This is a genomic window from Streptosporangium sp. G12 (assembly GCF_052983175.1).
Genome location: NZ_JBRIQO010000006.1, coordinates 100,159 through 121,572, shown reverse-complemented (window position 1 = coordinate 121,572; position 21,414 = coordinate 100,159). Strand labels below are relative to the sequence as shown.

The 21,414-nt window shown below is 73.5% G+C and carries 21 protein-coding genes; 9 read left to right on the top strand and 12 right to left on the bottom strand.

Features of this window, described 5'->3' with window-relative positions; all coding sequences use genetic code 11:
- The first annotated feature begins 33 nt into the window (after nucleotides 1-33).
- Both ACVCAG_RS11325 and ACVCAG_RS11320 read left to right on the top strand, forming a co-directional pair.
- Complete coding sequence (locus ACVCAG_RS11325) at nucleotides 34-1,353, top strand: histidine kinase (RefSeq protein WP_447189804.1); 1,320 nt, start codon at nucleotides 34-36, stop codon at nucleotides 1,351-1,353.
- Nucleotides 1,350-2,021 carry a response regulator gene (locus ACVCAG_RS11320; RefSeq protein WP_440083285.1) on the top strand — a complete coding sequence of 224 codons (672 nt, stop codon included), beginning with the start codon at nucleotides 1,350-1,352 and terminating at the stop codon, nucleotides 2,019-2,021. The genes ACVCAG_RS11325 and ACVCAG_RS11320 overlap by 4 nt, the downstream gene beginning before the upstream one ends.
- Nucleotides 2,022-2,130: 109 nt before the next feature.
- Here the strand turns inward: ACVCAG_RS11320 and ACVCAG_RS11315 are convergent, their stop codons facing one another.
- Nucleotides 2,131-3,057: an FAD binding domain-containing protein gene (locus tag ACVCAG_RS11315; RefSeq protein ID WP_447189803.1), complete on the bottom strand. Its 927-nt coding sequence runs from the start codon at nucleotides 3,055-3,057 to the stop codon at nucleotides 2,131-2,133.
- A gap of 61 nt (nucleotides 3,058-3,118) precedes the next feature.
- Nucleotides 3,119-5,632, bottom strand: coding sequence for a molybdopterin-dependent oxidoreductase (locus ACVCAG_RS11310; protein WP_440083283.1), 2,514 nt, complete (start codon nucleotides 5,630-5,632; stop codon nucleotides 3,119-3,121).
- Nucleotides 5,633-5,725: 93 nt separating this feature from the next.
- On the opposite strand from ACVCAG_RS11310, the gene ACVCAG_RS11305 reads away from it, so the two are divergent.
- The gene (locus ACVCAG_RS11305) at nucleotides 5,726-6,271 is read left to right on the top strand and encodes a TetR family transcriptional regulator (RefSeq protein WP_440083282.1); all 546 of its coding nucleotides are present in this window, start codon (nucleotides 5,726-5,728) and stop codon (nucleotides 6,269-6,271) included.
- A gap of 34 nt (nucleotides 6,272-6,305) precedes the next feature.
- Here ACVCAG_RS11305 and ACVCAG_RS11300 read toward each other — a convergent pair whose 3' ends face one another.
- From ACVCAG_RS11300 to ACVCAG_RS11290, 3 genes are all read right to left on the bottom strand, one after another.
- Entirely contained in the window at nucleotides 6,306-7,874 is a 1,569-nt protein-coding gene (locus ACVCAG_RS11300) for an SDR family oxidoreductase (protein ID WP_440083281.1), read from the bottom strand.
- Nucleotides 7,875-8,039: 165 nt separating this feature from the next.
- Nucleotides 8,040-8,957: a helix-turn-helix domain-containing protein gene (locus ACVCAG_RS11295; protein ID WP_447189802.1), complete on the bottom strand. Its 918-nt coding sequence runs from the start codon at nucleotides 8,955-8,957 to the stop codon at nucleotides 8,040-8,042.
- A 128-nt stretch (nucleotides 8,958-9,085) separates the two neighbouring features.
- On the bottom strand, nucleotides 9,086-9,322 hold the full coding sequence (locus tag ACVCAG_RS11290; protein ID WP_447189801.1) for a DUF397 domain-containing protein: 237 nt from the start codon (nucleotides 9,320-9,322) through the stop codon (nucleotides 9,086-9,088).
- 231 nt (nucleotides 9,323-9,553) lie between these two features.
- Here ACVCAG_RS11290 and ACVCAG_RS11285 point away from each other — a divergent pair, with 231 nt between their 5' ends.
- The 3 genes from ACVCAG_RS11285 (at nucleotide 9,554) to ACVCAG_RS11275 (ending at nucleotide 12,042) form a co-directional block, all read left to right on the top strand.
- Complete coding sequence (locus ACVCAG_RS11285; protein WP_440083278.1) at nucleotides 9,554-10,057, top strand: ATP-binding protein; 504 nt, start codon at nucleotides 9,554-9,556, stop codon at nucleotides 10,055-10,057.
- A 245-nt stretch (nucleotides 10,058-10,302) separates the two neighbouring features.
- Nucleotides 10,303-11,118, top strand: a complete 816-nt coding sequence (locus ACVCAG_RS11280) for an SAM-dependent methyltransferase (protein ID WP_440083277.1) — start codon at nucleotides 10,303-10,305, stop codon at nucleotides 11,116-11,118.
- A 105-nt stretch (nucleotides 11,119-11,223) separates the two neighbouring features.
- Nucleotides 11,224-12,042, top strand: a complete 819-nt coding sequence (locus tag ACVCAG_RS11275; RefSeq protein WP_440083276.1) for an SAM-dependent methyltransferase — start codon at nucleotides 11,224-11,226, stop codon at nucleotides 12,040-12,042.
- Between the two features lie 35 nt (nucleotides 12,043-12,077).
- Here the strand turns inward: ACVCAG_RS11275 and ACVCAG_RS11270 are convergent, their stop codons facing one another.
- Both ACVCAG_RS11270 and ACVCAG_RS11265 read right to left on the bottom strand, forming a co-directional pair.
- Entirely contained in the window at nucleotides 12,078-13,730 is a 1,653-nt protein-coding gene (locus tag ACVCAG_RS11270; RefSeq protein WP_447189800.1) for a RecQ family ATP-dependent DNA helicase, read from the bottom strand.
- Between the two features lie 336 nt (nucleotides 13,731-14,066).
- Nucleotides 14,067-14,723 carry a fasciclin domain-containing protein gene (locus ACVCAG_RS11265; protein WP_440083274.1) on the bottom strand — a complete coding sequence of 219 codons (657 nt, stop codon included), beginning with the start codon at nucleotides 14,721-14,723 and terminating at the stop codon, nucleotides 14,067-14,069.
- Nucleotides 14,724-14,936: 213 nt separating this feature from the next.
- Between ACVCAG_RS11265 and ACVCAG_RS11260 the strand changes: the two genes are divergently transcribed.
- Nucleotides 14,937-15,398 carry a TIGR03618 family F420-dependent PPOX class oxidoreductase gene (locus ACVCAG_RS11260; RefSeq protein ID WP_440083273.1) on the top strand — a complete coding sequence of 154 codons (462 nt, stop codon included), beginning with the start codon at nucleotides 14,937-14,939 and terminating at the stop codon, nucleotides 15,396-15,398.
- A gap of 14 nt (nucleotides 15,399-15,412) precedes the next feature.
- Here ACVCAG_RS11260 and ACVCAG_RS11255 read toward each other — a convergent pair whose 3' ends face one another.
- Nucleotides 15,413-16,639, bottom strand: coding sequence for an NAD(P)/FAD-dependent oxidoreductase (locus tag ACVCAG_RS11255; RefSeq protein WP_447189799.1), 1,227 nt, complete (start codon nucleotides 16,637-16,639; stop codon nucleotides 15,413-15,415).
- A gap of 161 nt (nucleotides 16,640-16,800) precedes the next feature.
- A complete protein-coding gene (locus ACVCAG_RS11250; RefSeq protein WP_440083271.1) occupies nucleotides 16,801-17,436 on the bottom strand; it encodes a hypothetical protein in 636 nt (211 codons plus the stop codon).
- A 17-nt stretch (nucleotides 17,437-17,453) separates the two neighbouring features.
- Here ACVCAG_RS11250 and ACVCAG_RS11245 point away from each other — a divergent pair, with 17 nt between their 5' ends.
- Entirely contained in the window at nucleotides 17,454-17,657 is a 204-nt protein-coding gene (locus ACVCAG_RS11245) for a hypothetical protein (RefSeq protein WP_440083270.1), read from the top strand.
- 49 nt (nucleotides 17,658-17,706) lie between these two features.
- Here the strand turns inward: ACVCAG_RS11245 and pdxR are convergent, their stop codons facing one another.
- The gene (gene pdxR / locus ACVCAG_RS11240) at nucleotides 17,707-19,110 is read right to left on the bottom strand and encodes a MocR-like pyridoxine biosynthesis transcription factor PdxR (protein ID WP_440083269.1); all 1,404 of its coding nucleotides are present in this window, start codon (nucleotides 19,108-19,110) and stop codon (nucleotides 17,707-17,709) included.
- 203 nt (nucleotides 19,111-19,313) lie between these two features.
- On the opposite strand from pdxR, the gene ACVCAG_RS11235 reads away from it, so the two are divergent.
- Complete coding sequence (locus ACVCAG_RS11235; RefSeq protein ID WP_440083268.1) at nucleotides 19,314-20,081, top strand: metallophosphoesterase; 768 nt, start codon at nucleotides 19,314-19,316, stop codon at nucleotides 20,079-20,081.
- Here ACVCAG_RS11235 and ACVCAG_RS11230 read toward each other — a convergent pair.
- Complete coding sequence (locus ACVCAG_RS11230; protein ID WP_447189798.1) at nucleotides 20,048-20,803, bottom strand: VC0807 family protein; 756 nt, start codon at nucleotides 20,801-20,803, stop codon at nucleotides 20,048-20,050. The two genes, ACVCAG_RS11235 and ACVCAG_RS11230, sit on opposite strands and share 34 nt — an antisense overlap.
- Nucleotides 20,800-21,411, bottom strand: a complete 612-nt coding sequence (locus ACVCAG_RS11225; RefSeq protein WP_440083266.1) for a TetR family transcriptional regulator — start codon at nucleotides 21,409-21,411, stop codon at nucleotides 20,800-20,802. Before ACVCAG_RS11225 ends, ACVCAG_RS11230 begins: the two co-directional genes overlap by 4 nt.
- Between the last annotated feature and the right edge of the window lie 3 nt (nucleotides 21,412-21,414).

Genomic DNA, 21,414 nt, shown 5'->3' with positions numbered 1-21,414 from the left:
CGGGGACGCGACCCTGGCGGATACGGTCTCACCGTGGACCTCACCATGGACGACTCGCTCTTCCCGCGGCACTGGAGCCGCGCCCGGCTCGTCCGCCTCGACACCCTGGGGGCGGCGGGGTACGCGCTCGCGCTGCTGCTGTTCGGAGCCGGGCACCCGGACCCGGCGGCGCCCGCGTGGGCGCGGTTCCTGATCCTGGCCGGGATCACCCTGCCGCTCGCGGTACGGCGGCTGTGGCCGCTCACCGTCTTCTGCGCCGTCCTCGCGATGTCGCTGATGTCCCTCGTCGTCCTCGGCACGGTGCACGACAGGTTCGCGGCGGCGGCCTTCGCGATCTACCTCGTGGCGCTCACCCGGCCCCGGCCCCGGTGGGAGCCCACGATCGCGATCGGCGCCTGCGGCGCGGTGGCCGTCCTGCTGCTGTCGGCGGTGGGCACCTCCGCCCCGGCGCCCGGCGTCACCGGGCCGCTGCTGGTGGGGGTGGCGTTCATGGGCGGCGCCTGGATCGCGGGCCGCGCCGTACGTGAGCGGCGGGCGTACACGGCGCGGGCGGCCGAGCAGCTCGCGGACCGGGCGGTGGCCGAGGAGCGGCTGCGGATCGCCCGCGAGCTGCACGACGTGGTGGCGCACAGCATGAGCCTGATCGCGGTCAAGGCGGGCGTCGCCCACCACGTCGCCGCCGTGCGGCCCGAGGAGGCCACGGACGCGCTGCGCGTCATCGAGACCACCAGCAGGAGCGCCCTGGCCGAGATGCGCCAGCTGCTGGGAGTGCTCCGCTTCGGCCTCGAGGCCGACCACGACGCCGATCTCTGCGCGCCGCCCGCCCTCGCCCCCTCCCCCGGCCTCGCGGGTCTCACCGGCCTCGTGGAGCGGGCGTCGATGGCCGGGGTGCGCGTCGAGCTGGACGTCCGGGCGACCGGCCTGCCCGAGGGGGTGGAGCTGTCGGTCTACCGGATCGTCCAGGAGGCGCTGACCAACGTCGTCAGGCACGCCGCCCCCGCCCGGTGCCGGGTCTCGGTCGAGGCGTCCGGGGGCGAGGTCCGGGTCGAGGTCGCCGACGACGGGCCCGGCGAGCGGGTGCTGCCCGGCGGGCCGGGGCACGGGCTGATCGGGATGCGCGAGCGGGTGGCCGTGTACGGCGGGAGCTTCACGGCCGGGCGCCGCCCGGAGGGCGGGTTCGGGGTCTCGGCCCGCATCCCGTACGAGGAGACGCGCGTGCCGCACCGGGAGGCGCGCGCACCGGGCGAGGGGACGTGCCCGCCACCCCGGGGAACTCACCCGCCGCGCGTGCCGCACGGGGAGACGTCCGCGTCACCCGGCAGGACGCGCGCGCCGCAGGAGGAGGCCCGGTGATCCGGGTGCTCGTCGCCGACGACCAGGCGCTGCTGCGCGGGAGCTTCCGGGTGCTGGTGGACACCGCGCCCGACCTGGTGACGGTCGGCGAGGCCGGGACGGGCGCCGAGGCGGTGGAGCTGGCGCGCGGCGGGTCGCCGGACGTGGTGCTCATGGACGTGCGGATGCCGGAGATGGACGGCATCGAGGCGACCCGCCGCATCTGCGGCCCGGCGGGCGTCCCGGGCGTGCGGGTGCTCATGCTCACCACGTTCGACCTGGACGAGTACGTCTACGCGGCGCTGCGGGCCGGGGCCAGCGGTTTCCTGCTCAAGGACACCCCGCCGGGCGACCTGCTGGCCGCGATCCGGGTGGTCGCCTCCGGCGAGGCGCTGCTCGCGCCGACGGTGACGCGCCGGCTCATCGCCGAGTTCTCCCGGCGGCCCGAACCGGCGCGCCCGACGGCCCGCGAGCTCGACGGGATCACCGGGCGGGAGCTCGACGTGCTGGCGCTCGTCGCCAGAGGACTGTCCAACACGGAGATCGCCGATCATCTGACCCTGAGCCTGGCGACCGTGAAGACGCACGTGGGCCGCCTGCTCGGCAAGCTCGGCGCGCGCGACCGGGCCCAGCTCGTCATCGTCGCCTACGAGACGGGCCTGGTCACGGCGGCGGGCCCGCCCCGCTAGGCCGGACCCCGCGCCCCCACCCCGCGGTTCCGCCGTGACGGGTCCTTTCGGGCACCGGACCGGCCGGGCTCCCGCCGCACCCGTCCTCGCGCGGCGGGGGACGGTACGGTCAGCGGGGTTCGCCGGTGCCGGTCGCGCGCTCCAGGACCTCCAGGACGGTCCCGGCGAGCAGCGCGAGCTTGTAGGAGCCGCGGGCCGCCGGGGCGCACCGGGCGGTGGCCAGCCCGGCCGCCCGGTCCAGGGGCTCGCCCGCCAGGAGCGCCTCCTCGACCTCGGGCAGGCGGACGGGGACGCGGGCGACGCCCCCCGCGGCCACCCGGGCGAAGGTGATCCTCCCGCCGTCGTCGACGACGAGCCGCGCCACCGCCTCCACCAGCGGCCACTCGGCCTCCGACCTGCCGATCGCCCGGTGGTAGGCGGCCCGCTCCCCCGGCACGGGCGGCGGCAGGACGACGGAGAGAAGGATCTCCCCCGCGGCCAGCAGGTGGTCGCGGGACGGGTCCGAGCCGTCTCCGTACAGCTCGGCGATCGGGAACGCGTCCCTGCCGTGCACCTCGACGGAGGCGTCGCAGGCGAGCAGGGCCACCGCCAGCGACGACGGGTGCGGCGCGACGCACGGGCCGGTGTCGAGGATCGCGGCGTTCGGGGCGAGCCCGGCGCGGGCCGGGCAGCGGTCGCCGCCGTCCTGGTGGCAGGAGAAGGCCGGGTTGCGGAAGTACGCGCAGCGGTTGCGCTGCAGCAGGTTGCCCCCGACGGTGGCCACCTCCCGGATCTGGGGGGTGGCCAGGGCCGCCGCCGTCAGCGCCAGGCAGGGGTGGTCGGCGGCCAGGCGCGCGTCGCGGGCCACCCGCGCGACCGTGGTCAGCGCGCCGATCCCGGCGGAGCCGTCCGGCCGCCGGGTGACGCCGGACAGATCGGGCAGGCCGCGCAGGTCCACGTGCGGCCCCGCCGCGCGGCGGCCCATCAGGTCGGTGCCTCCGGCGCGGAACTCGCCGCCGCGCCGCACGGTCTCGCCGAGGTCGGTGAGTACGGTCATCGAACACCTTCCAGTGCAGGGATCGTCGAACACCTTCCGGCGCGGATCCGCGGGAAGAGGATCACCGGTTGATCCCCTCGAGGAGCCGGTCGGGACGGATGGGCAGGTCGTGGGGGCGCCAGCCGGTGGCGTTGTGGACGGCGTTGCCCACCGAGGCGGCCACGCCGACCGTGGAGATCTCGCCGACCCCGACGCCGTGGCCGTTGACGTGGTCCCACCCGTCGCGGTGGAAGTGCACGGTGATCTCCGGGGTGTCGCCGATGCCGGGGATGCGGTAGTCGTCGAGGTTGGCGGTCAGCACGACTCCCGTCACCGGGTCGACCAGGCGCTCCTCGTACAGGGCGTAGCCGATGCCCTGCACGACGCCGCCCTCGCACTGGCTGCGCGCCAGCCGCTCGGCGTAGATGTGGCCCACCGCGATCCCGGCCCACACCCGCAGCGGCCTGACGGCGCCCAGGCGGGTGTCGACCTCGACCTCGGTGACGTGGACCGAACCGCTGAACCCGCGGCCGATCGCCATGCCGCCCACCGGGAACGGGGTGACGTAGCCGCGCCGGTCGCGGCGGCGCCCGCCGACGACCCGGGCGCCGTCGGCCAGGCCCAGCTTCCGCAGGCGCCGCGCGGCGTCGCGCGCGGCGGGAGCCACCGAGACCGTGGTGCGGCTGCCGATCGAGGCCGGCCCGTGCACGGTGCCCGTCCTGCCGATCTCGACGCGGACGCGCTCGGCGGGCAGCCCGAGCTCCTCGCGCACGACGTCGGCGATGACGGTGCGGATGCCGGTCCCGATGTCCTGGGTCGTGGTGCGGGCCACGACCACGTCGCCCTCGACGCGCAGCTCCACCTCCGTGCCGGGGTCGAGCATGTAGGCCCAGTTGGCGGCGGCCACCCCGACACCCCGGCGGAAGCGGCCCGTCTGGGAGCCGGTCCGCGGCCTGGCCGTCCACCCGGGCAGGGCCGCGGCCAGGTCGTAGAGGGCGTGCCGCTTGCGGTTGCCGTCCCAGCGGCGGCGCAGCGCGATCGGGTCCTCGCCCCGGCGGTGGGCGGCCTCGTCCACCGCCTGCTCCAGCGCCCAGAGCATGGGCGGCGCCCCCGGCCCGCGGAACGGGGTGCCCGGCGGCTCGTTGGTGACCACGTCGTAGTCGCGGAGCCGGCGGGGCGCGGTGCCGTACATGAGGCGGGCCATCACCGCGACGGCCGACCCGATGGCCACGCCGCCGCGCCCGTGGACGTCCATGGTGAGGGCGGCGAGGTCGCCCCGGTCGTCGGTGAGCAGTTCGAGGGTGGTGCGGGTGCCGGGGCGGTTGCCCGCGTCGGTGAGCTCCTCGGCGCGGCCGAACACCACGCGCACCGGCGCGCCGCAGGCCCGCGCGAGCTCGACGGCGGCGATCGTCTCCGTGCCGACGCCGCTCTTGGCCCCGAAGCCGCCGCCGACGTGGTCGGTGACGACGTGGACCCGCCCGGCAGGCAGGTTCCACCGCTTGGCGGCCTGCTCGGCGGCCACGCCCACGGTCTGGGTGGACAGGTGCAGGTGCAGGTCGCCCTCGGCGTCCCAGCGGGCGACGCAGGCGTGCGGCTCCAGCGGGGTGTGGACCTGGACGGCGGTGGTGAAGGTGCCGGTCACCAGGCGGGGGTCGGCGTCGCGGCGGGCGGCCTCGATCCGCTTGACGGCGGTGCGCCCGCGCCAGCTCGCCCTGGTGAAGGGGCCGCGCACGTTGCCGTTCCAGTCGCCGGGCAGCTCCAGCCCCTCGCTGGAGCTGGGGACGTGCTTTTTGGCGGCCTCGTCGTAGACGGGCGGGGCGTCCGGCGCGTCGTCGAGCGCGGCGGGCATCGGGTCGTAGCCGATCTCGGCGGCCTCCGCGATCGCCAGCGCCTCGCGGCGGGTGGGGGCGGCGACGGCGGCGACGGGCTGGCCCGCGTAGCGGACGGTACGGTCGGGCGGCAGCAGGTCGACCACGTGGGCGGCGTCCACCGTGACCGAGGTGACGCGGGCGTGCGCCCTCGCCGAGCGGATGATCACCCCTTCCAGCTGGCCCTCGAGGCGCACGTCGGTGGTGTAGCGGGCGCGGCCGGTGACCTTGTCCATCGCCTCGACCCGGGCGGGTGTCCCCGCGGCGCCGTCGTGCTCTCCCCGGCAGGCGGCGGCGATCGCGGCGTAGATCCCCTCGTACGCGCCGCACCTGCACAGGTGACCGGCGAGGGCGGCGGCGATCCGCTCGCGCGGCGGCGCGACGTCGCCGTGCTCGGCGCGCCAGGCGTCGACGAAGGCGGCGCCCTCGACCGCGAACCCGGGCGTGCAGTAGCCGCACTGCAGGCCGTCGTGGACCGCGAGCGCCCGCTGGACGGGGTGGTCGAGGCCCTCGGCGGTGGTGATCTCGCGATCCTCCAGCGCGGCGGACGGCAGCAGGCAGCTCGCCTGGGGCACCCCCTCGACCATGACCGTGCACGCGCCGCAGACTCCGGTGCGGCAGGCGGCCTTGGTGCCGGTGAGGCCGAGTCCGTCTCGCAGGACGTCCACGGCGGCGTCGTCGGGGCCGGCGTCCACCGTGGCGGGCAGCCCGTTCACCGTGATCTTCATAGCTCTCCGGTTGACGTCGTCAACATCATGTTGACAGTGTCAACCAGGTACGTTGACGTTGTCAACACGCGAGGCCCGGGAAGGTGGACCTACATGGTGGACGACACCAGGACCCGCCTGGTCGACAGCGCGCTGAGACTGCTGCGCGAAGGGGGCCTCGACGCCGTGACGCTGCGTGCCGTCGGCGACCTGGCCGGCCTGTCCCGTACGGCCCCCTACCGGCACTTCAGCGACAAGACCGCGCTGCTGGCGGCGCTCGCCGTCCGGGTCATCGCCGACCTCAGCGCGCACGTCGCCGCGGCGATCCTGGAGGGGACGAGCCCGCGCGACCGGCTGCGGGCCTTCTACCTGAGCTACGTCGAGTACGCCACGACGCACCGCGAGGAGTACCGGCTGGTGTTCGCCGCGGAGTTCCTCGCCGGGGACCACCCGGAGCTGGAGACGGCGATCGACCAGGTGACGACCGCGCTCGGCATGCGGGGTCCCTGGGACGGGCCGGCGCCCAAGGCCCGGGTGATGGCCCTGCTCTCGACCGCCCACGGCCTCGCGGAGTTCGCGGTGGCGGGACAGTTCACGCACAAGGAGATCGGGTACGCGGACATCGTCGACGTCCTCGTATCCCGCGACGGCGAGCCGTGACAGCCGGTCGTGACGGCGGGCCGCCGGCGGCGGGTCAGCGGGGGACGGCGTCCCTGGGCTCGCCGGCGGCGGGCGCGTCGAGGCCGGCGGTCCGGCCCTCGGAGGGGACGGGCAGGACGCCGCGCTCGGCGGCCTTCGCCACGTTGCGCAGCATGGGCCCGAAGATCAGGCTGTGGAAGGGCGCGACCGACCACCAGTAGAGGTGCCCGGCCAGGCCGCGGGGGTGGAAGATCGCCCGCTGGCCGTAGACGGTCTCCCCTCGGTGCGTGAGCACCCGCATCTCCAGCCAGGCGAGGCCGGGCAGGCGCATCTCCGCGCGCAGCCGCAGCAGGCGGCCCGGCTCGACCTCCTCGACCCGCCAGAAGTCGACCGAGTCGCCCACCCGGAGCCGCTTGGGGTCGCGGCGCCCCCGGCGCAGGCCCACGCCGCCGACCAGCCGGTCGAGGAGGCCGCGCAGGCTCCAGGCCAGCGGCAGGGAGTACCAGCCCGACTCCCCGCCGACGGCCTCGACGACCGCCCACAGGGCCTCCGGCGAGGCGCCGACCCGGCGGGCCCGCGCGTCGACGTACAGGCTGCCGCCCGCCCAGCCCGGGTCGGTGGGCAGCGGGTCGCTCGGCGCGCCGGGGATGGAGGCCGAGGACCAGCGGGTGACGACCCTGGCCTCCCTGATGCGCTCCAGGGCGAGTTCGATCGCCCGCCTCAGCCCGGTCAGGCCGCCGGGCGGGTCCTCGACGTGGCGGGCGATGTCGTGCTCGCCGCAGACGGCCTCGTTGCGCAGCGACTCCACCAGCGGGCGGGCCAGGCCCGCCGGGACCGGGGTGACCAGCCCCACCCAGTGGCTCGACAGGCCGGGGCTGAGCACCGGGACCGGGATGATCAGCCGGCGGGGCAGCCCGGCGACCTCCGCGTAGACCCGCATCATGTCGGCGTAGGTGAGCACGTCCGGGCCGCCGATGTCGAAGGAGCGGTTCACCTCCTCCTCGACGGAGGCCCAGGCCACGAGGTAGCGCAGCACGTCGCGGATCGCGATGGGCTGCGTCCTGGTGGCGACCCAGCGCGGCGTCGTCATCACGGGCAGCCGCTCGGTGAGGTAGCGCAGCATCTCGAAGGAGGCGGAGCCGGATCCGATGATGACCGCCGCCCGCAGCACCACCGCGGGCGTCGAGGAGCGCAGGAAGATCTCCCCCACCTCGACGCGGGAGCTCATGTGCGGCGAGAGCTTCTCGCCCGGCGCGGGACCGCCGGGGTGGGAGTGCCTCTCCTCCGGGACGAGACCGCCGAGGTAGACGACGCGGCGGACCCCCGCGCGCTCGCACGCGGCGGCGAAGGTGGTGGCCGCCTCGCGGTCGGCGGCGGCGAAGTCGCTCCCCCCGCCCATCGTGTGGATGAGGTAGTAGACCACCTCGATGCCCTCCAGGGCCCTGGCGGCCTGCTCGGCGTCGGACGCGTCCGCCTGGGCGACCTCGACCCGGGAGGCCCACGGCTGGTCACGCAGGCGGCCGGCCGACCTCACCATGCAGCGGACCTCATGACCCGCGTCGAGCAGTTCGGGGACGAGCCGCCCTCCGATGTATCCGGCCGCGCCGGTCACGAGACATCTCATGCCCACATCTTCGTACGGCGCCGCCCGGCGGTTGCGGGCGGGCCGCGTCACCGGCTCGGACACCTCGGGCGTGACACCGCCCGGCGGTCGCGACCGGGCCGCGTCACGGGCTCGGAGACCCCGCTTACGGCGCCGCCCGGCGGTCCCGCGAGCCCCGTTCCCGGCTCACAGCCTCCGCTGGAACTCCTCGCGGATCCCCAGGAGGATCTCGCGGGTGCGCGTGGCCGACTCGGCCTTGATGCACAGGCGCTCCATGACCTCCAGGTAGCTGTCGACGTCGTCGCGCTTCTCCAGGTAGACGGCGCTGGTGAGCTGCTCCATGTAGACGACGTCGGGCAGGTCGGGCTGGGAGAACCGCAGGATGCTGAAGGGCCCGCCGGCCGCGGCGTGGCCGCCGACGCTGAAGGGCACGATCTGGACGGTCACGTTGGGCAGCTCGAGCGCCCGCAGGATGTGGTCGATCTGCTCGCACATCGCCTGGACCCCGCCGAGCGGGCGGCGCAGCACGGCCTCGTCGAGCACGGCCCACAGGTGGGGCGGCTCCGGGCGGCGCAGCAGCCGCTGGCGCGCCATGCGCAGCTTCACCCTGCGGTCCAGCTCCTCGTGGGAGGCCGAGGGGAAGCCCAGCCGGATGACGGCCCGCGCGTAGCCCTCGCTCTGCAGCAGGCCGGGCACGAACTGCACCTCGTAGTTGCGGATGACGGTGGCCGACTCCTCCAGGCCCACGTACGTCTCGAACCAGGGGGGCAGCACGTCGTTGTAGTTGTGCCACCAGCCGGTGAGGTTGGCCTTCTCGACGAGGGACAGCAGCGGCTCGCGCTCGGCGTCGCTGGTCACCCCGTACAGGGTGAGCAGGTCGGCCACGTCCCTGATCCGGAAGCTGACCCTGCCGAGCTCCATGCGGCTGACCTTGGAGTGCGACGCGCGGATGGAGTGCCCCGCCTCCTCCAGCGTGATGCCCCGCTGCTCGCGCAGGCGGCGGAGCTGCGCGCCCAGGACGATCCGCAGCACGGTGGAGCTGCCCCGCGGCGCGGCCATCGAGGTTGGGCTGACCGGCGGGCCGTCGGCGTCGGGTGTGATCATCTGCAGTCCTTCGGGCGCGGAACGCGAGCCTCTGCGCACTCTTTGTGGCGATCGCGAGCCTTCACGGTACTCCGCTCGCCGCGTCCAGACCATAGAGAGTTTTATTTTTCAATCACAGTCCCGGCCCCTCAGATGATCAGGTCGTCGAACTCCCCGCCCTTCACCCCGCGGACGAAGTCGTTGGCCTCGCGGCGGGTGTAGATCAGCGCGGGACCCTCGGGATCGCGGGAGTTGCGCATCGCGACCCTGCCGTCGGGAAGCTCCGCGAGTTCCACGCAGTTGCCGCTGGGGTTGCTGAAGTGGCTCTTGCGCCACACGACGCCGTCCATCAGGGCGGCCGACATGCCGTTGTACAGCTGGTTCATCCTCGCCTCTCACCGGTCGGGGAGGGAAACAACACTTCGAGCATAGAGCTTTTTGTGCAGATGCACGTGCATCTGTACTTGCCTATGCACATTACGGAGGGCAAGATGACTAGACGGATCAACCTCGCCATACGATCGCCCCCCTCCCCAAGGTCGCCGATGACTGGTTACCAAAGACACGAAGCCACACCTATCCGAGCTGAGATCGGAGGGTGGGAACGGTGGTTGTCGATGCTTGATCACCTGCTCCCCCCGAGCGGCCTGCCCCCCTGGGCCGGCGACGAGGGCCACGCCGGCCAGTTGCAGATGGCCGTGCGCAGCCTTCGTTACGACCCGTGCGCGGCACGGACCGCCCGCGAGTTCACCACCAGGTCGCTGAAAGCCTGGGAGCTGGAGCCGCTGATCGACGACACCGGTGTCGTGGTCTCCGAACTCGTGACCAACGCCCTGCGCCACGGCACCCGCGGCGTCCTGCACGCCCGTTCCTTTCCCGAGGTCAAGGTGATCCTCTGCCACACCGAGCGCTCGGTGCTGTGCGCGGTCACCGACCCCAGCGACCAGGGGCCCTGCCTGCGCGAGCCCGACTACGAGGCGGAGAACGGCCGGGGACTCCAGCTGGTCGACGGCGTCAGCGAGACGTGGGGCTGGGCCCCGCTGGAGAGCCGCGGCAAGGCGGTGTGGGCGGCCTTCGCCCTGCCCCCGGCGGGGGAACGCCATCTGGAGGCCTGCCACTGACGACACCCGCCCGCCGACGACACCTGGAAGCCCGCCGCCGATAGCGCGGGGAACCCGTCCCGGCGGCCCGCCCGCCACCGGCGAGGGAGACGCGGAGCAGAGGGTGCAGAGGGTGCAGAGGGTACGGACCGCCGAGTATCCAAAAAGTGACATGAGCAGAAGGAGGCTCTGGCAAGAAATACAGCACAGCGTGGGCGGAAGGTCGATAATGTCCGCTGGAACCGCATGGCTGGACGGAGGACATCATGGCGTCGCCGCAACCTGAGCGCCTCAGGTTCGACCCCACGATCCCGAACGCGGGCCGGATAACCGACTACTTCCTGGGCGGCAAGGACAACTTCGCCGCCGACCGGGCCGCCGCGCAGGCGGCACTCGCGATCGCCCCCGAGCTCCCCGCCATGTCGCGGGAGGGGCGCAGGTTCCTCGACCGCGCCGTACGGTTCCTCGTGCGGGCCGGCATCCGGCAGTTCGTCGACATCGGCTGCGGCCTGCCTACCCAGGGCAGCGTGCACCAGATCCTGCGCGGCGTCGCGCCCGAGGCGCGGGTCGTCTACGTCGACAACGACCCGATGGTCGTCGTCCACGCCCAGGCCCTCCTGAAGGAGGACAGCCCGGCCACGGTCATCGAGGCGGACATCCGCGACCCGGAGCGGCTCCTGGCACATCCCGGCCTCACCGACATGATCGACCTCGACGAGCCCGTGGCGATCCTGCTGTTCTCGGTGCTGACCGACTTCTCCGACGACCTGCAGGCCATGCAGATCACCGCCGCCCTGCAGAAGGCCGTCGTGCCGGGCAGTTACCTGGCCCTCTCCCACGCGGTCTCGGACCTGTGCCCGGAGAGGACCGCGAGGCTCGCCGCCCTCTTCCAGGACAGCGGGTCGATCACCGGTCCCCGGCGGGCGAACCTGCGGACCAAGGCCGAGGTCGAGCTCTTCCTCGACGGGCTGCGGCCGGTCGAGCCCGGGATCGTCTACATCCCGGAGTGGCGGCCGGAGGGCGCGGTGCCCCACCGGCCGGACTCCGTCTGGGTCGTCGGCGGCGTTGCCCGCAAGGAATAGACTTTCTTGGCAAATAACCGCGTTTTTCATGCATAAACCGCGTCTTGACACCTGTTCACACATCGTGCGGTTCTTTATTGTCACAGGAAAAGGGGGAGTCGATACATGAGCGAGGCGTCCCGGCGGCCGGGGGCGGGCCTGGACACCAGCGTTCCCAACATCGCCAGAATGAACAACTACTTCCTGGGCGGTAAGGACAACTTCGCCGCCGACCGCAGGGCGGCCGAGGAGGTGCTGGCCGTCGCGCCCGAGGTCAGGGACATGACGCACGAGGCCCAGGCGTTCCTCGGCCGGGTGGTGCGCTATCTCGTCGAGCAGGGCATGACCCAGTTCGTCGTCATCGGCTCCGGGCTGCCCAACCAGCGCAACGTCCACCAGGTGGCTCAGGAGATCGTGCCCGAGACGCGCGTGGTCTACGTCTCCAACGACCCGGTGGTGCTCTCCCACGCCCGCGCCACGCTGGCCACCAACCCCTACACCGGCGTCGTCGAGGGTGACGTGATGCATCCCGGCGAGCTGCTCGCCGACCCGGAGCTGCTGCGCCTGGTCGACCTGGACCTGCCGGTGGCCGTGCTGATCCTGTCGGCCCTGCAGTTCATCCCCGACGAGGACGACCCGCACAAGAGCGTGGCCGTCCTTCGCGACGCGGTGCCGGTCGGCAGCCACTTCGCCATCGGCCACGTCGTCTTCGACACGCGCCCGGAGGCCCAGCGCCCGCTGGTCGAGATCTTCCAGCGGATCCTCGGCCGCGGCGAGGACGCCTCGCGGCGGAGCGAGCAGGTGCTGCGCTTCTTCGACGGGCTGGAACTGGTCGACCCCGGCCTGGTCTACGTACGCCACTGGCGCCCCGACAACCCGCTCGCCGCGCAGGGCCGCGACAGGACGTGGACGATGGGCGGGGTGGCCCGCAAGTCCGGGGGCTGACCCGGCTCCGGTCTCGCGGGCCCCGCCCGCCCGGTCTAGCCCGCGACCAGGAGGTCGTCGCGCTCGACGGCCTCCAGGGAGAGTGTCTTGTAGCCGACCTCGTCGAACAGCACGGTGATCCGGTCGCTCTCCCTGCTCATCACCATCCCGGGGCCCCAGGCGCTGTGCCGCACCCTGGCGTGCATCGCGAAGGGCCCCTCCCCCCCCGCCCCCTTCACGGCCTCCGGCTCGTCGGGGAGGCCGGCACGGCAGGTGTCGCAGGCCCCGCAGCCGCGCTCGCGCGGCTCGCCGAAGTACTCGAGCAGGAAGCGGCGGCGGCAGCCCGTGGTCTCCGCGTACGCGCGCATCATGTCGATCCGGGAGTCGTCGATGCGGCGCCGGGTGTCGTCCAGCTCGACGGCCCGCGCCGCGGCCGCCTCGGGCTCGGGCCCCTCGGGCACCCCGCGCAGGTCGCCCTCCCCGGTGACCTCGATGGCGTTCGCCCGCTCCAGCAGGTTGACCAGCCGGGTGAGCCGGGTGGCGCCGACGCCGAGCAGGGTTCGCAGCTCCTCCGCCGGTACGGTGCCGCCGTGCTCGTGCACCAGCGTGGCGACGCGCAGCAGGAGCTCCTCGTCGGCCCGTCCCCCGGCGAAGAACCTGCGCAGCCCGAGGTCCTCCGAACGGTAGAACAGCACCGCGGCGGCGGGCTCGCCGTCCCGCCCCGCGCGGCCGATCTCCTGGTAGTAGGAGTCCGGCGACTCCGGCGGGGCGGCGTGCAGCACGAACCGCACGTCCGGCTTGTCGATGCCCATGCCGAACGCCGAGGTCGCGACCACCACGTCCAGCTCGTCGTCGCGGAACATCTCGTGGATCCTGTGGCGCTCGGCCGCCTTCATCCCCGCGTGGTACGGCTCGGCCCTGCGACCGGCCTCGCGCAGCGCGGTGGCGTACTCCTCGGCGGCGCGGCGGGTGGCGACGTAGACCAGCCCGAGCCCGGAGCGGGACGCCGCGTCCTCCACCAGCGCCCGCCTCAGATCCTCCTGGGTGACGAAGCGGCGCACCTCCAGATCGATGTTGGGCCGGTCGAACCCCCGCACGATCTGACGGACGTTCCTCAGGCCGAGGGCGGTGATGATCTCCTCGCGCACCGCGGGGGCGGCCGTCGCGGTCAGCGCCACCACCGGCGGATGCCCCAGCCGCTCGATGACCTGGCCCAACCTCAGATAGTCGGGCCGGAAGTCGTGCCCCCACGCCGACACGCAGTGCGCCTCGTCCACGGCGATCAGCGAGGGACGCGCGGCGCGCAGCCGCTCGACCGTCTCCGGTTTGGCGAGCTGCTCGGGCGAGAGGAACACGAACTCGGCCGCGCCCGCGCGTACGGCCTCCAGGGACGCCTCGCCGCCGGACTGGGCGGAGTTGACCGCGACCGCACCGCCCGCGTCCGCCTCGGCCAGCCCGGCGACCTGGTCGCGCTGGAGGGCGATGAGCGGTGAGACGACGACGGTGGGCCCGTCGAGCAACAGGGCCGGCACCTGGTAGACGGCCGACTTGCCGCTGCCGGTGGGCATGACCACGAGGGCGTCGCCGCCGCCCAGCAGGTGGCGCATGGCGTCGAGCTGCCCGGGCCGCAGGTCCCGCCAGCCGAAGACCTTGCGGGCCACCGCCCGCAGCCTCCGCGCCCTCGGCCCGAACCTGTCCTTGATGTTCATGCCCTCCGCCTTCCCTCCGTGTGACGGCCAGTTACCCGTGGATCGGGGCGCTAGTCGCGCGACGTCCCCTTGATCGCCGGATGGCACGAGACGGGTATGGGCGGGCGGTGGACACGGGTGGGAGGCGTACGTGCGGAACCATGGGAGCCGGGCAGGCGTGCGGAGCCATGGGAGCGGGACACGCGTGCGGGGCCACGGGTGAGGGGCGCCCCACACGGGCACCCCTCCTTCGGCCGGATCGACCCGGCCGGCCGGGCCACGACGGCCACCGGGGCCACCGGGGCCACCGTGGTCGTCACGGCCGTCGTGGCCGTCACGAGCGTCGCGTCACCACGGTCACTTCGGCATGAGCACCGTGTCGACGAGGTAGACGACGGCGTTGGAGGTCTGGATGTTGCCGCAGACGACCTTGGCGTCGTTGACGGTGAAGTCCTCACCGGAGCCCGTGACGTTCAGCGTTCCTCCCTGCATCGTGGTCAGGTCGCCGCTGCTCAGGTCCTCGGGCGCCTTCTTCCCCTCGACGACGTGGTAGGTCAGGACCTTGGTGAGCTGCGCCTTGTCGGCCAGGAGCTTGTCGAGCGTGTCCTTCGGGATCTTGGCGAACGCGTCGTTGGTCGGCGCGAACACCGTGATGTCCTTGGCGGAGTTGAGCGTCTCGGTCAGGCCGGCCTGCTCGATCGCCTGGGCCAGCGTGGACAGGGTGGGGTTGGAGGCGGCCGCGGTGGCGACCGGCTGCGAGGCCATCTCGCTGAGGCTGCCCTCGCCGCTGGCGGGCAGGGACGCGCACCCGGGGCCGAACGGCTCCGTCATCGCGCCCGTGGGCTCGGGCGACATGCCGTCCGTGGGCGAGGCGCTGTCGGTCGGCAGAGCCGTGTCCGTCGGGATCGGTGTGGGAGAGAAGACGCGCGCGTCGGCGGCGACCGCCTGCGCGGCGGGGACGGCGGTCAGGGCGAGCACGGTCAGGGCCGATGCCAGAAGAGACTTCTGCTTCACGGTTATCTCCTTGTTTGGGCGGATGAGCCATCCGGGGTCCGTCGGCGGGTTCCCGAGCCACTCATGTCCTGCATTGGAGATCAATTCCCTGATATTTGGTGTCAAATGCCCCATTTGACGACTCTTGACCACATATCTCCCGAGAAAGAGAGCCATTTTCCATTCGTCAGGGCGTTAATTCGGGCGTGCCACATCCCCCGTAGAGTGGGCATTATGAGCCCGAAGATCGCAACCAACGAGGTCGTCTCCCGCGACCGGCTTCTGGATTTCCTCCGTGACCGCCACCGCGCGCTGGTCATCACGGCGCGGCGCGACGGCAGGCCGCAGGCGTCCCCGGTGACCTGCGGCGTCGACGCCGAGGGCCGGATCGTGGTGTCCACCTACCCCGAGCGGGCCAAGACCTCCAACGCCCGCCGCGATCCCCGGGTCAGCATCGTGGTCCTGTCGGACGACTTCGACGGCCCCTGGGTGCAGGTGGACGGCACCGCCGAGGTCCTCGACCTGCCGGAGGCCCTCGAACCACTGGTCGACTACTACCGGTCGATCTCCGGCGAGCACCCCGACTGGGACGAGTACCGGGCGGCCATGACGCGGCAGGGTAAGTCGCTGCTGCGCCTCACCCCGGAGCGCTGGGGCCCCATCGCCACCGGCGGCTTCCCGGCCCGGCTGGCCTGAGGGACGCCCCCGGGTCAGGCGCCCAGGTCGGCCAGGACGGCGTCGGCGGCCCGGCGCCCCGAGACCAGGGCGCCCTGCTGCGAACCGGTGTCGCGGTGGTCCCCGCACACGTAGCGGCCCGGCGCGAAGCGCACCGGGCGCCGCAGCCGGAACGGCGGCACCATCGCGGGCAGCGCCCCCTTGACGGCGTACGTCGCCAGATGCTCCCAGCCCGAGGTGTCGGTTCCGTAGATCTGCGACAGCCGCGCCCTGACCCGGGGCTCGTCCGCGTCGGAGAGGACCCCCAGCACCGACGTGGAGACCAGCGCGCGGCCCGGCGGGGCGTACTCGGGCGCGGCGTCGCTGATGACCAGGGTGTCGGTGATGTGGCCCTCCACGTCGACGATCTGCGTGGGGTCGTCCATGGGGGAACGGGAGGCTGCGTGGTAGAAGGTCGTCACCGAGCGCATCGCCGGGATCTCCAGCCCCGGGTAGAGCGTGGCGGCCATGGCGGGGTCGGTGGCCACCACCACCGCGCGGGCCGGGATCGTCGCGCCCCCGGCCGTCTCCACCCCCTCCCCGGTCACGGCGAGGACCGGGGTGCCCGGCGCGAGCGCCCCCGGAGGGAGGCGTGCGGCGAGCTGCCGGGTGATCTCTCCCATGCCGAGCGCGGGCACCCCGACCGTTCCCCGGGCGAAGGCCCGCCAGACGAGGTGGAAGAAACGGCTGGAGGTCTCCAGTTCCCGCTCCAGGACGACGCCCGACAGGAACGGGCGGATCAGCTTCTCGACCATCTTCGGCGAGACGCCCCAGTGCCGCAGTTCCTCGCGCGTGGTGCGCTCGCGCCCGCCGCGCAACCGGCTCGCCGGCAGCAGGAGGTCCCGCGCGGTCAGCGCCGCCAGGGCCGCCTTGTCGGCCGGTGAGCCCACGTCGGCCAGCAGCCCGCTGAGCGCCTGGCCCGGGTGGCGCCAGGGCAGCATGAACCGCTCCCGCCGCCCCCTGTCGAAGGAGATCAGGCCGGACGGGATCGGGCGCAGGTCCAGGGCGGCGACGTCGAGGACCCGCGCGGCCTCCGGGTAGGCGGTGTTGAACACCTGGAAGCCGTGGTCCAGCCGGAAGCCGTCCACGACGTCGGTGCGTACCCGGCCGCCCACCTCCTCCGCCGCCTCGACGACGCGGACCTCCACTCCCGCCGAGCGCAGCCGGAGGGCGCACGCGAGACCGGCGAGCCCCGCACCGACGATGACCACCGTGTCCCGCATGACGCATCCCCCCGGGTCGACGGCGGCACGGAGTCCGCGGACCCACCGGGTTCACCGGTCCGTGGGTCCGTGGAGTCCCCCCGGGTGCGGGGATCCGCCGTCTGTGTCTTCGAGAAGGCGGGTGCCGGGGGTTGCGTCCGCCGCTCCGTTCCTCGTACGGCCTACCCCAGACTCACGGTGATCTCTCCCCCGAGCCGGAAACCTCCGGTCAGTTCCAGGTCGTCGCCGCTCCAGAACCGGCCGGGGTCGTACCAGTTCGGCCGCCGTCCTCCCGGCAGCAGCCCCATGGCCTCGTACGTGACCGCGACGACCTCGGCGCAGTAGGCGCTCTCCAGGGCGCTCTCCTCCGTGCCCCGCTTGAAGATCTTGGGCACCCGCCCCTTCATCCAGCGGCCGGCGAGCCTGGCCGTCGAGGGGAAGGGCGTGCCGTCCAGCCGGGCGACGGTGCGCAGGACGGCGTCCTCCATCTCGCGGGGGGTCTGCGGCTCCAGTTGCCTCAGCCAGCCGCGCTGGCCGTATCTGGTCGCCCAGACCGTGACCGCCTCCCGCAGGTCGTGCAGCTGGACGCCGCGCTGGTGGGTTCCCGACCACAGGTCGGGCAGGGAGCGGCCCAGTTCCGCGTGCCACATCAGGGGCGGCATGTCGTCGATGACGACCGACATGCCGACGTGGTTGACGGGGCTGTTCGTCATGGTCTGGATGGCTCGATCGGGCACCGTTCGACCGCGGAACAGCCACACGTCGCCGGTGCGGGTCAGGTTGACGGCCTCGTCGAGGCTGATGCTCTTGCCGGACATTCCGCTAGCGTAGGCACATGCGATGGTGGAAGGTACTCGGTCTGGCAGGAGTGGCGGGCGTCGCGGCCACGGGGGTCGTGATCGCGCGGGCCGAGCGCCGGCGGCAGGCGTACACCCCGGACGAGATCCGCGCCCGCCTCCGCGCCCGCCTGGAGGAGTCCGCCGGAGGGCCCGCCGAGCCGGAGCCGAAGACCGTCGACCCCGCCGACCGGGCCCCCTGAACGAACGCGTCCCGGCGCGGCCGGGGGCGGGCCGGGCCCGCGGCGGCGCTCACGCCGGCCCGCCGGAGGCGAGGGCCGCGGACAGGGCGTCGAGGGCGGCCGGGTAGGCGCGCTCGGACGGGGCGGCGAAGCCGACCAGCAGGCCCCGCGGGCGGCCGGCGGGATCGTGGTGGAGTTCGGTGAGACCGCGCAGGGCGACGCCGTGGCGGGCGCACCTGGCCAGGAGCCGGTCCTCGGTGGGGCCGCCGGGCGCGAGGGTGACGAGGGTGTGCAGGCCGGCGGGGACTCCGTGGGCGGTAAGGCCTGGAACGGCGGCCAGCCGGTCGAGGAGGAGTTCGCGGCGGCGGCGATAGCGCAGGCGGGCGGCGCGGATGTGGCGGTCGTAGGCGTGGGTGGTGATCAGGTCGGCGAGGACGAGCTGGCCCAGGGTCTCGGTGTACAGGTCGGATCGCTCTTTGGCCAGCGTCATCGGTCTCACCAGATGCGGCGGCAGGACCATCCAGGCCAGGCGGAGGGCGGGGCCGAGGGTCTTGGACGCGGTGCCGCAGTACACGACCTGGTCGGGGGCGACGCCCTGGAGGGCACCGACGGGCTGGCGGTCGTAGCGGTACTCGCCGTCGTAGTCGTCCTCGACGATCAGCCCGCCCGTGGAGCGCGCCCATGCGACCAGTGCCTGACGGCGGCCGGGACGCAGCGGGACGCCGGTCGGGTACTGGTGCGAGGGGGTGAGGAACGCCGCTCCCGCGCGCCGTGTCAGCGTCTCCACGCGGGCGCCGTGCGCGTCGACGGGCAGGGCGAGGATGGTGAGCCCCGCGCGCCGGACGACGTCGCGGAAGCTGTTGTGGCCCGGGTCCTCCACGGCCGCGGTGCGGGTGCCGTCCGCGGCCAGCACCCCGCTGAGCAGGCCCAGGCCCTGGTAGTAGCCCGAGGTGATCACGATACGGTCCGGGGTCGTGATCACGCCGCGGGTGCGGCCCAGGTAGCCGGCGAGCGCCTCGCGCAGCTCGATCCGCCCCTGAGGGTCTCCGGCGCCGAAGACCTCGGGGCGGGCGTGGGCGAGGACGCGGCGGGTGGAGGCGAGCCAGGCCCGGGTGGGGAAGGCGCTGACGTCGGGGCGGCCGGGGCGGAGGTCGTGGCGCGGGGTCACCGGCGCGGGCGCGCGGGGCGCGGGAGCCTGGGCGCGTCGCGGCGCCTCGGCCACGCTGGTGCCCGATCCCGGCCGCGTGGTCAGGTAGCCCTCCTCGACCAGCTGGTCGTAGGCGGCGCTGACGGTGCCCCGCGAGAACCCGAGTTCCCGGGCCAGCCCGCGCGTGGACGGCAGGAGCGTCCCCGCGGGCAGGCGCCCCTGACGGATCGCCGCCCGGAGCGCGGACTCCAGGCCGGAGCGCCGCCCGCCCGCCGCGTCGGGGGAGATGTACAGGTCGAGCCGGGAACCGGCCCAAGAATCCGGCATGAAACTGGATCTTATTCTTGGTCCGGTGACCTTCTACGTTCGAGGTGAGCCCGAACGGGGAGCACGAGCGCGAAACGGGTCGCCGTCATCGCGATCGGTGCGCGCCCAGGGCCGTCCGGCCGTCCTCGCGATCGGTGCGCCGGCCAGGGCCGCTCGGCCGTCCTCGCTCATCTCCCGCACACCGCGACGAAGGGACCCCGGTGATGATCGTGATCGCCCACCTCAGCGACACCCACATCGACGGCGGGGAGCGCAGCGCCGAGCGCACCCGGGCCGTCATGGACCACCTCGAAGACCTCCCCCACGACCTGGACGCCGTCCTGGTCACCGGCGACATCGCCGACCACGCCCTGCCGGAGGAGTACGAGCGGGCCCGCCTGCTTCTGACCTCCCGGCACCCGGTCATGATCTGTCCCGGCAACCACGACGAGCGCGCCGCGTTCCGGCGGCACCTGCTCGGGCGGCCGGAGACGACGGCGCCGATCAACCAGGTGCACCACGCGGCCGGCGTCGTCATCGCCCTGTGCGACTCCTCCGTGCCGGGCAAGGACGAGGGCTTCCTCGAGGACGAGACGCTGGCGTGGCTGGAGGACACCCTGGCCCGGGCCCCGGCCCGGGTGCCCGTGCTGGTCGGCTTCCACCACCCGCCGGCTCGGCTGCACGTCCCCTTCGTCGACGGCATCCGCCAGTTCGGGGCGGAGCGGCTCGCCGCGATCGCGGACCGCCACCCCAACCTCGCGGCCTTCCTGTGCGGGCACGCCCACACCCCGGCGGCGACCACCTTCGCCGGACGGCCGCTGCTGGTGGCACCGGGAGTCGTCTCCACCCTCCGGCTCCCCTGGGAGCGCCGGGCCCACCCCGAGGACCACGTCCACCTCGACCAGCCGCCCGCGCTCGCCTTTCACGTCCTGGACGACGAGGGACGGCTGACCACCCACTACCGGTTCCTCACCGCGCCGGGGGTGAGGTAGAGGCCGGAGCGGGGGTCGTGGAGGCCGGCGCGCGCCTGGTGGACGTTCATGATCACCAGCATCAGGACCGAGAAGGCCCCGTACTGCAGGCCGCTCAGCCCCACGGCGAGGTCGATCGGGAGAGTCAGGGCGATCACCACCCGGACGGCCGCGTCGGCCAGCGCCCCGACGCCCCAGGCGACCGTGGAGACCCGCCACACCCGGCGGAAGCGCGGCGAGCCACTCCAGAGGTCGTCCCACGACACGTCCCTGGCACCGGTCCGGCCCTCCAGCAGCGGCCGGGAGAACTGCAGGGCCAGCGGTCTCGGCCCCCGGGCGGTGGCCAGGAACCAGCCGCCGGCCACGACCATCAGCAGGGCGCCCTTGAGGAGCAGGAAACGGGGGCTGCCGCCGACGACCGACAGCCCGGCGCTCACCAGCATGGCGCTCACCATGAAGAGACCCACGGAGTCGAGACGGCGCTCCCTGACGAGGGTGGCGACCATTCCGGTGCCGGGCGCGAGGGAACTGACGACCAGGGCGGTGACGTAGCCGACGTCCGCCGCGCGCAGGGCGTAGTAGAGCCCGATGGGCAGGACGAGGTCCACGAGCATCAGGACGGCCGCGGCACGACGGCCCGCTCTCGTCCTCGTCTCCGCCCTCACCTCGGCCCCCGTCTCCGCCCCCGTCCCCGTTCTCGTCTCCGTTCCCGGCTCCGTCCTCGTCTCGCGTTCCGCTCTCATCTCCCGCTCCGCGTGGCCAGGTCGAAGATGGTCACCAGCTCGGCGGCGTAGAGAGCGGTGTCGACGTCCGGGTCGGCCTCCAGCAGGAAGGGCAGCCCGTCCACGGACCGCTGGATGCTCATCGCCATCACCCTCGGCTCGAAGGCGCGGAACTCGCCCTCCCGCTGGCCCCAGCGCAGGATCTCCTCGATGTGGGAGAGGGTTCCCAGGTCGGTGGCCGCGTCGTGGGACCGTTCACCGTCCTCGCCCCGGTAGTTGACGAAGATCTCGTACAGCGCCCTCATCCGGACGCGGTGGGTGGCGATGAACTCGACGTTGCCCGTGATGTAGGCCCTGATCGCCCCGCCGGCCGTGGGCTCCGCCCGCACCCGCTCGGACATGAACTCGCCGATCTCCCGGTGGACCTCGGCGACGACCTGGGCGATCAGCTCGTTCTTGCCCTGGAAGTGGTACGAGATCAGGCGGGTGCTGCTGAGCCCGGCCCGTTCGGCGATGCGCGCGAAGGAGGCCTGCCCGTATCCCAGCTCGGCGATCGTCTCGATCGCCGCCTCGACGATCTGGGCGCGTCGCGCGGTGGCCGCGAGACTCGGAGGCTTCGTTACTTGCATAAG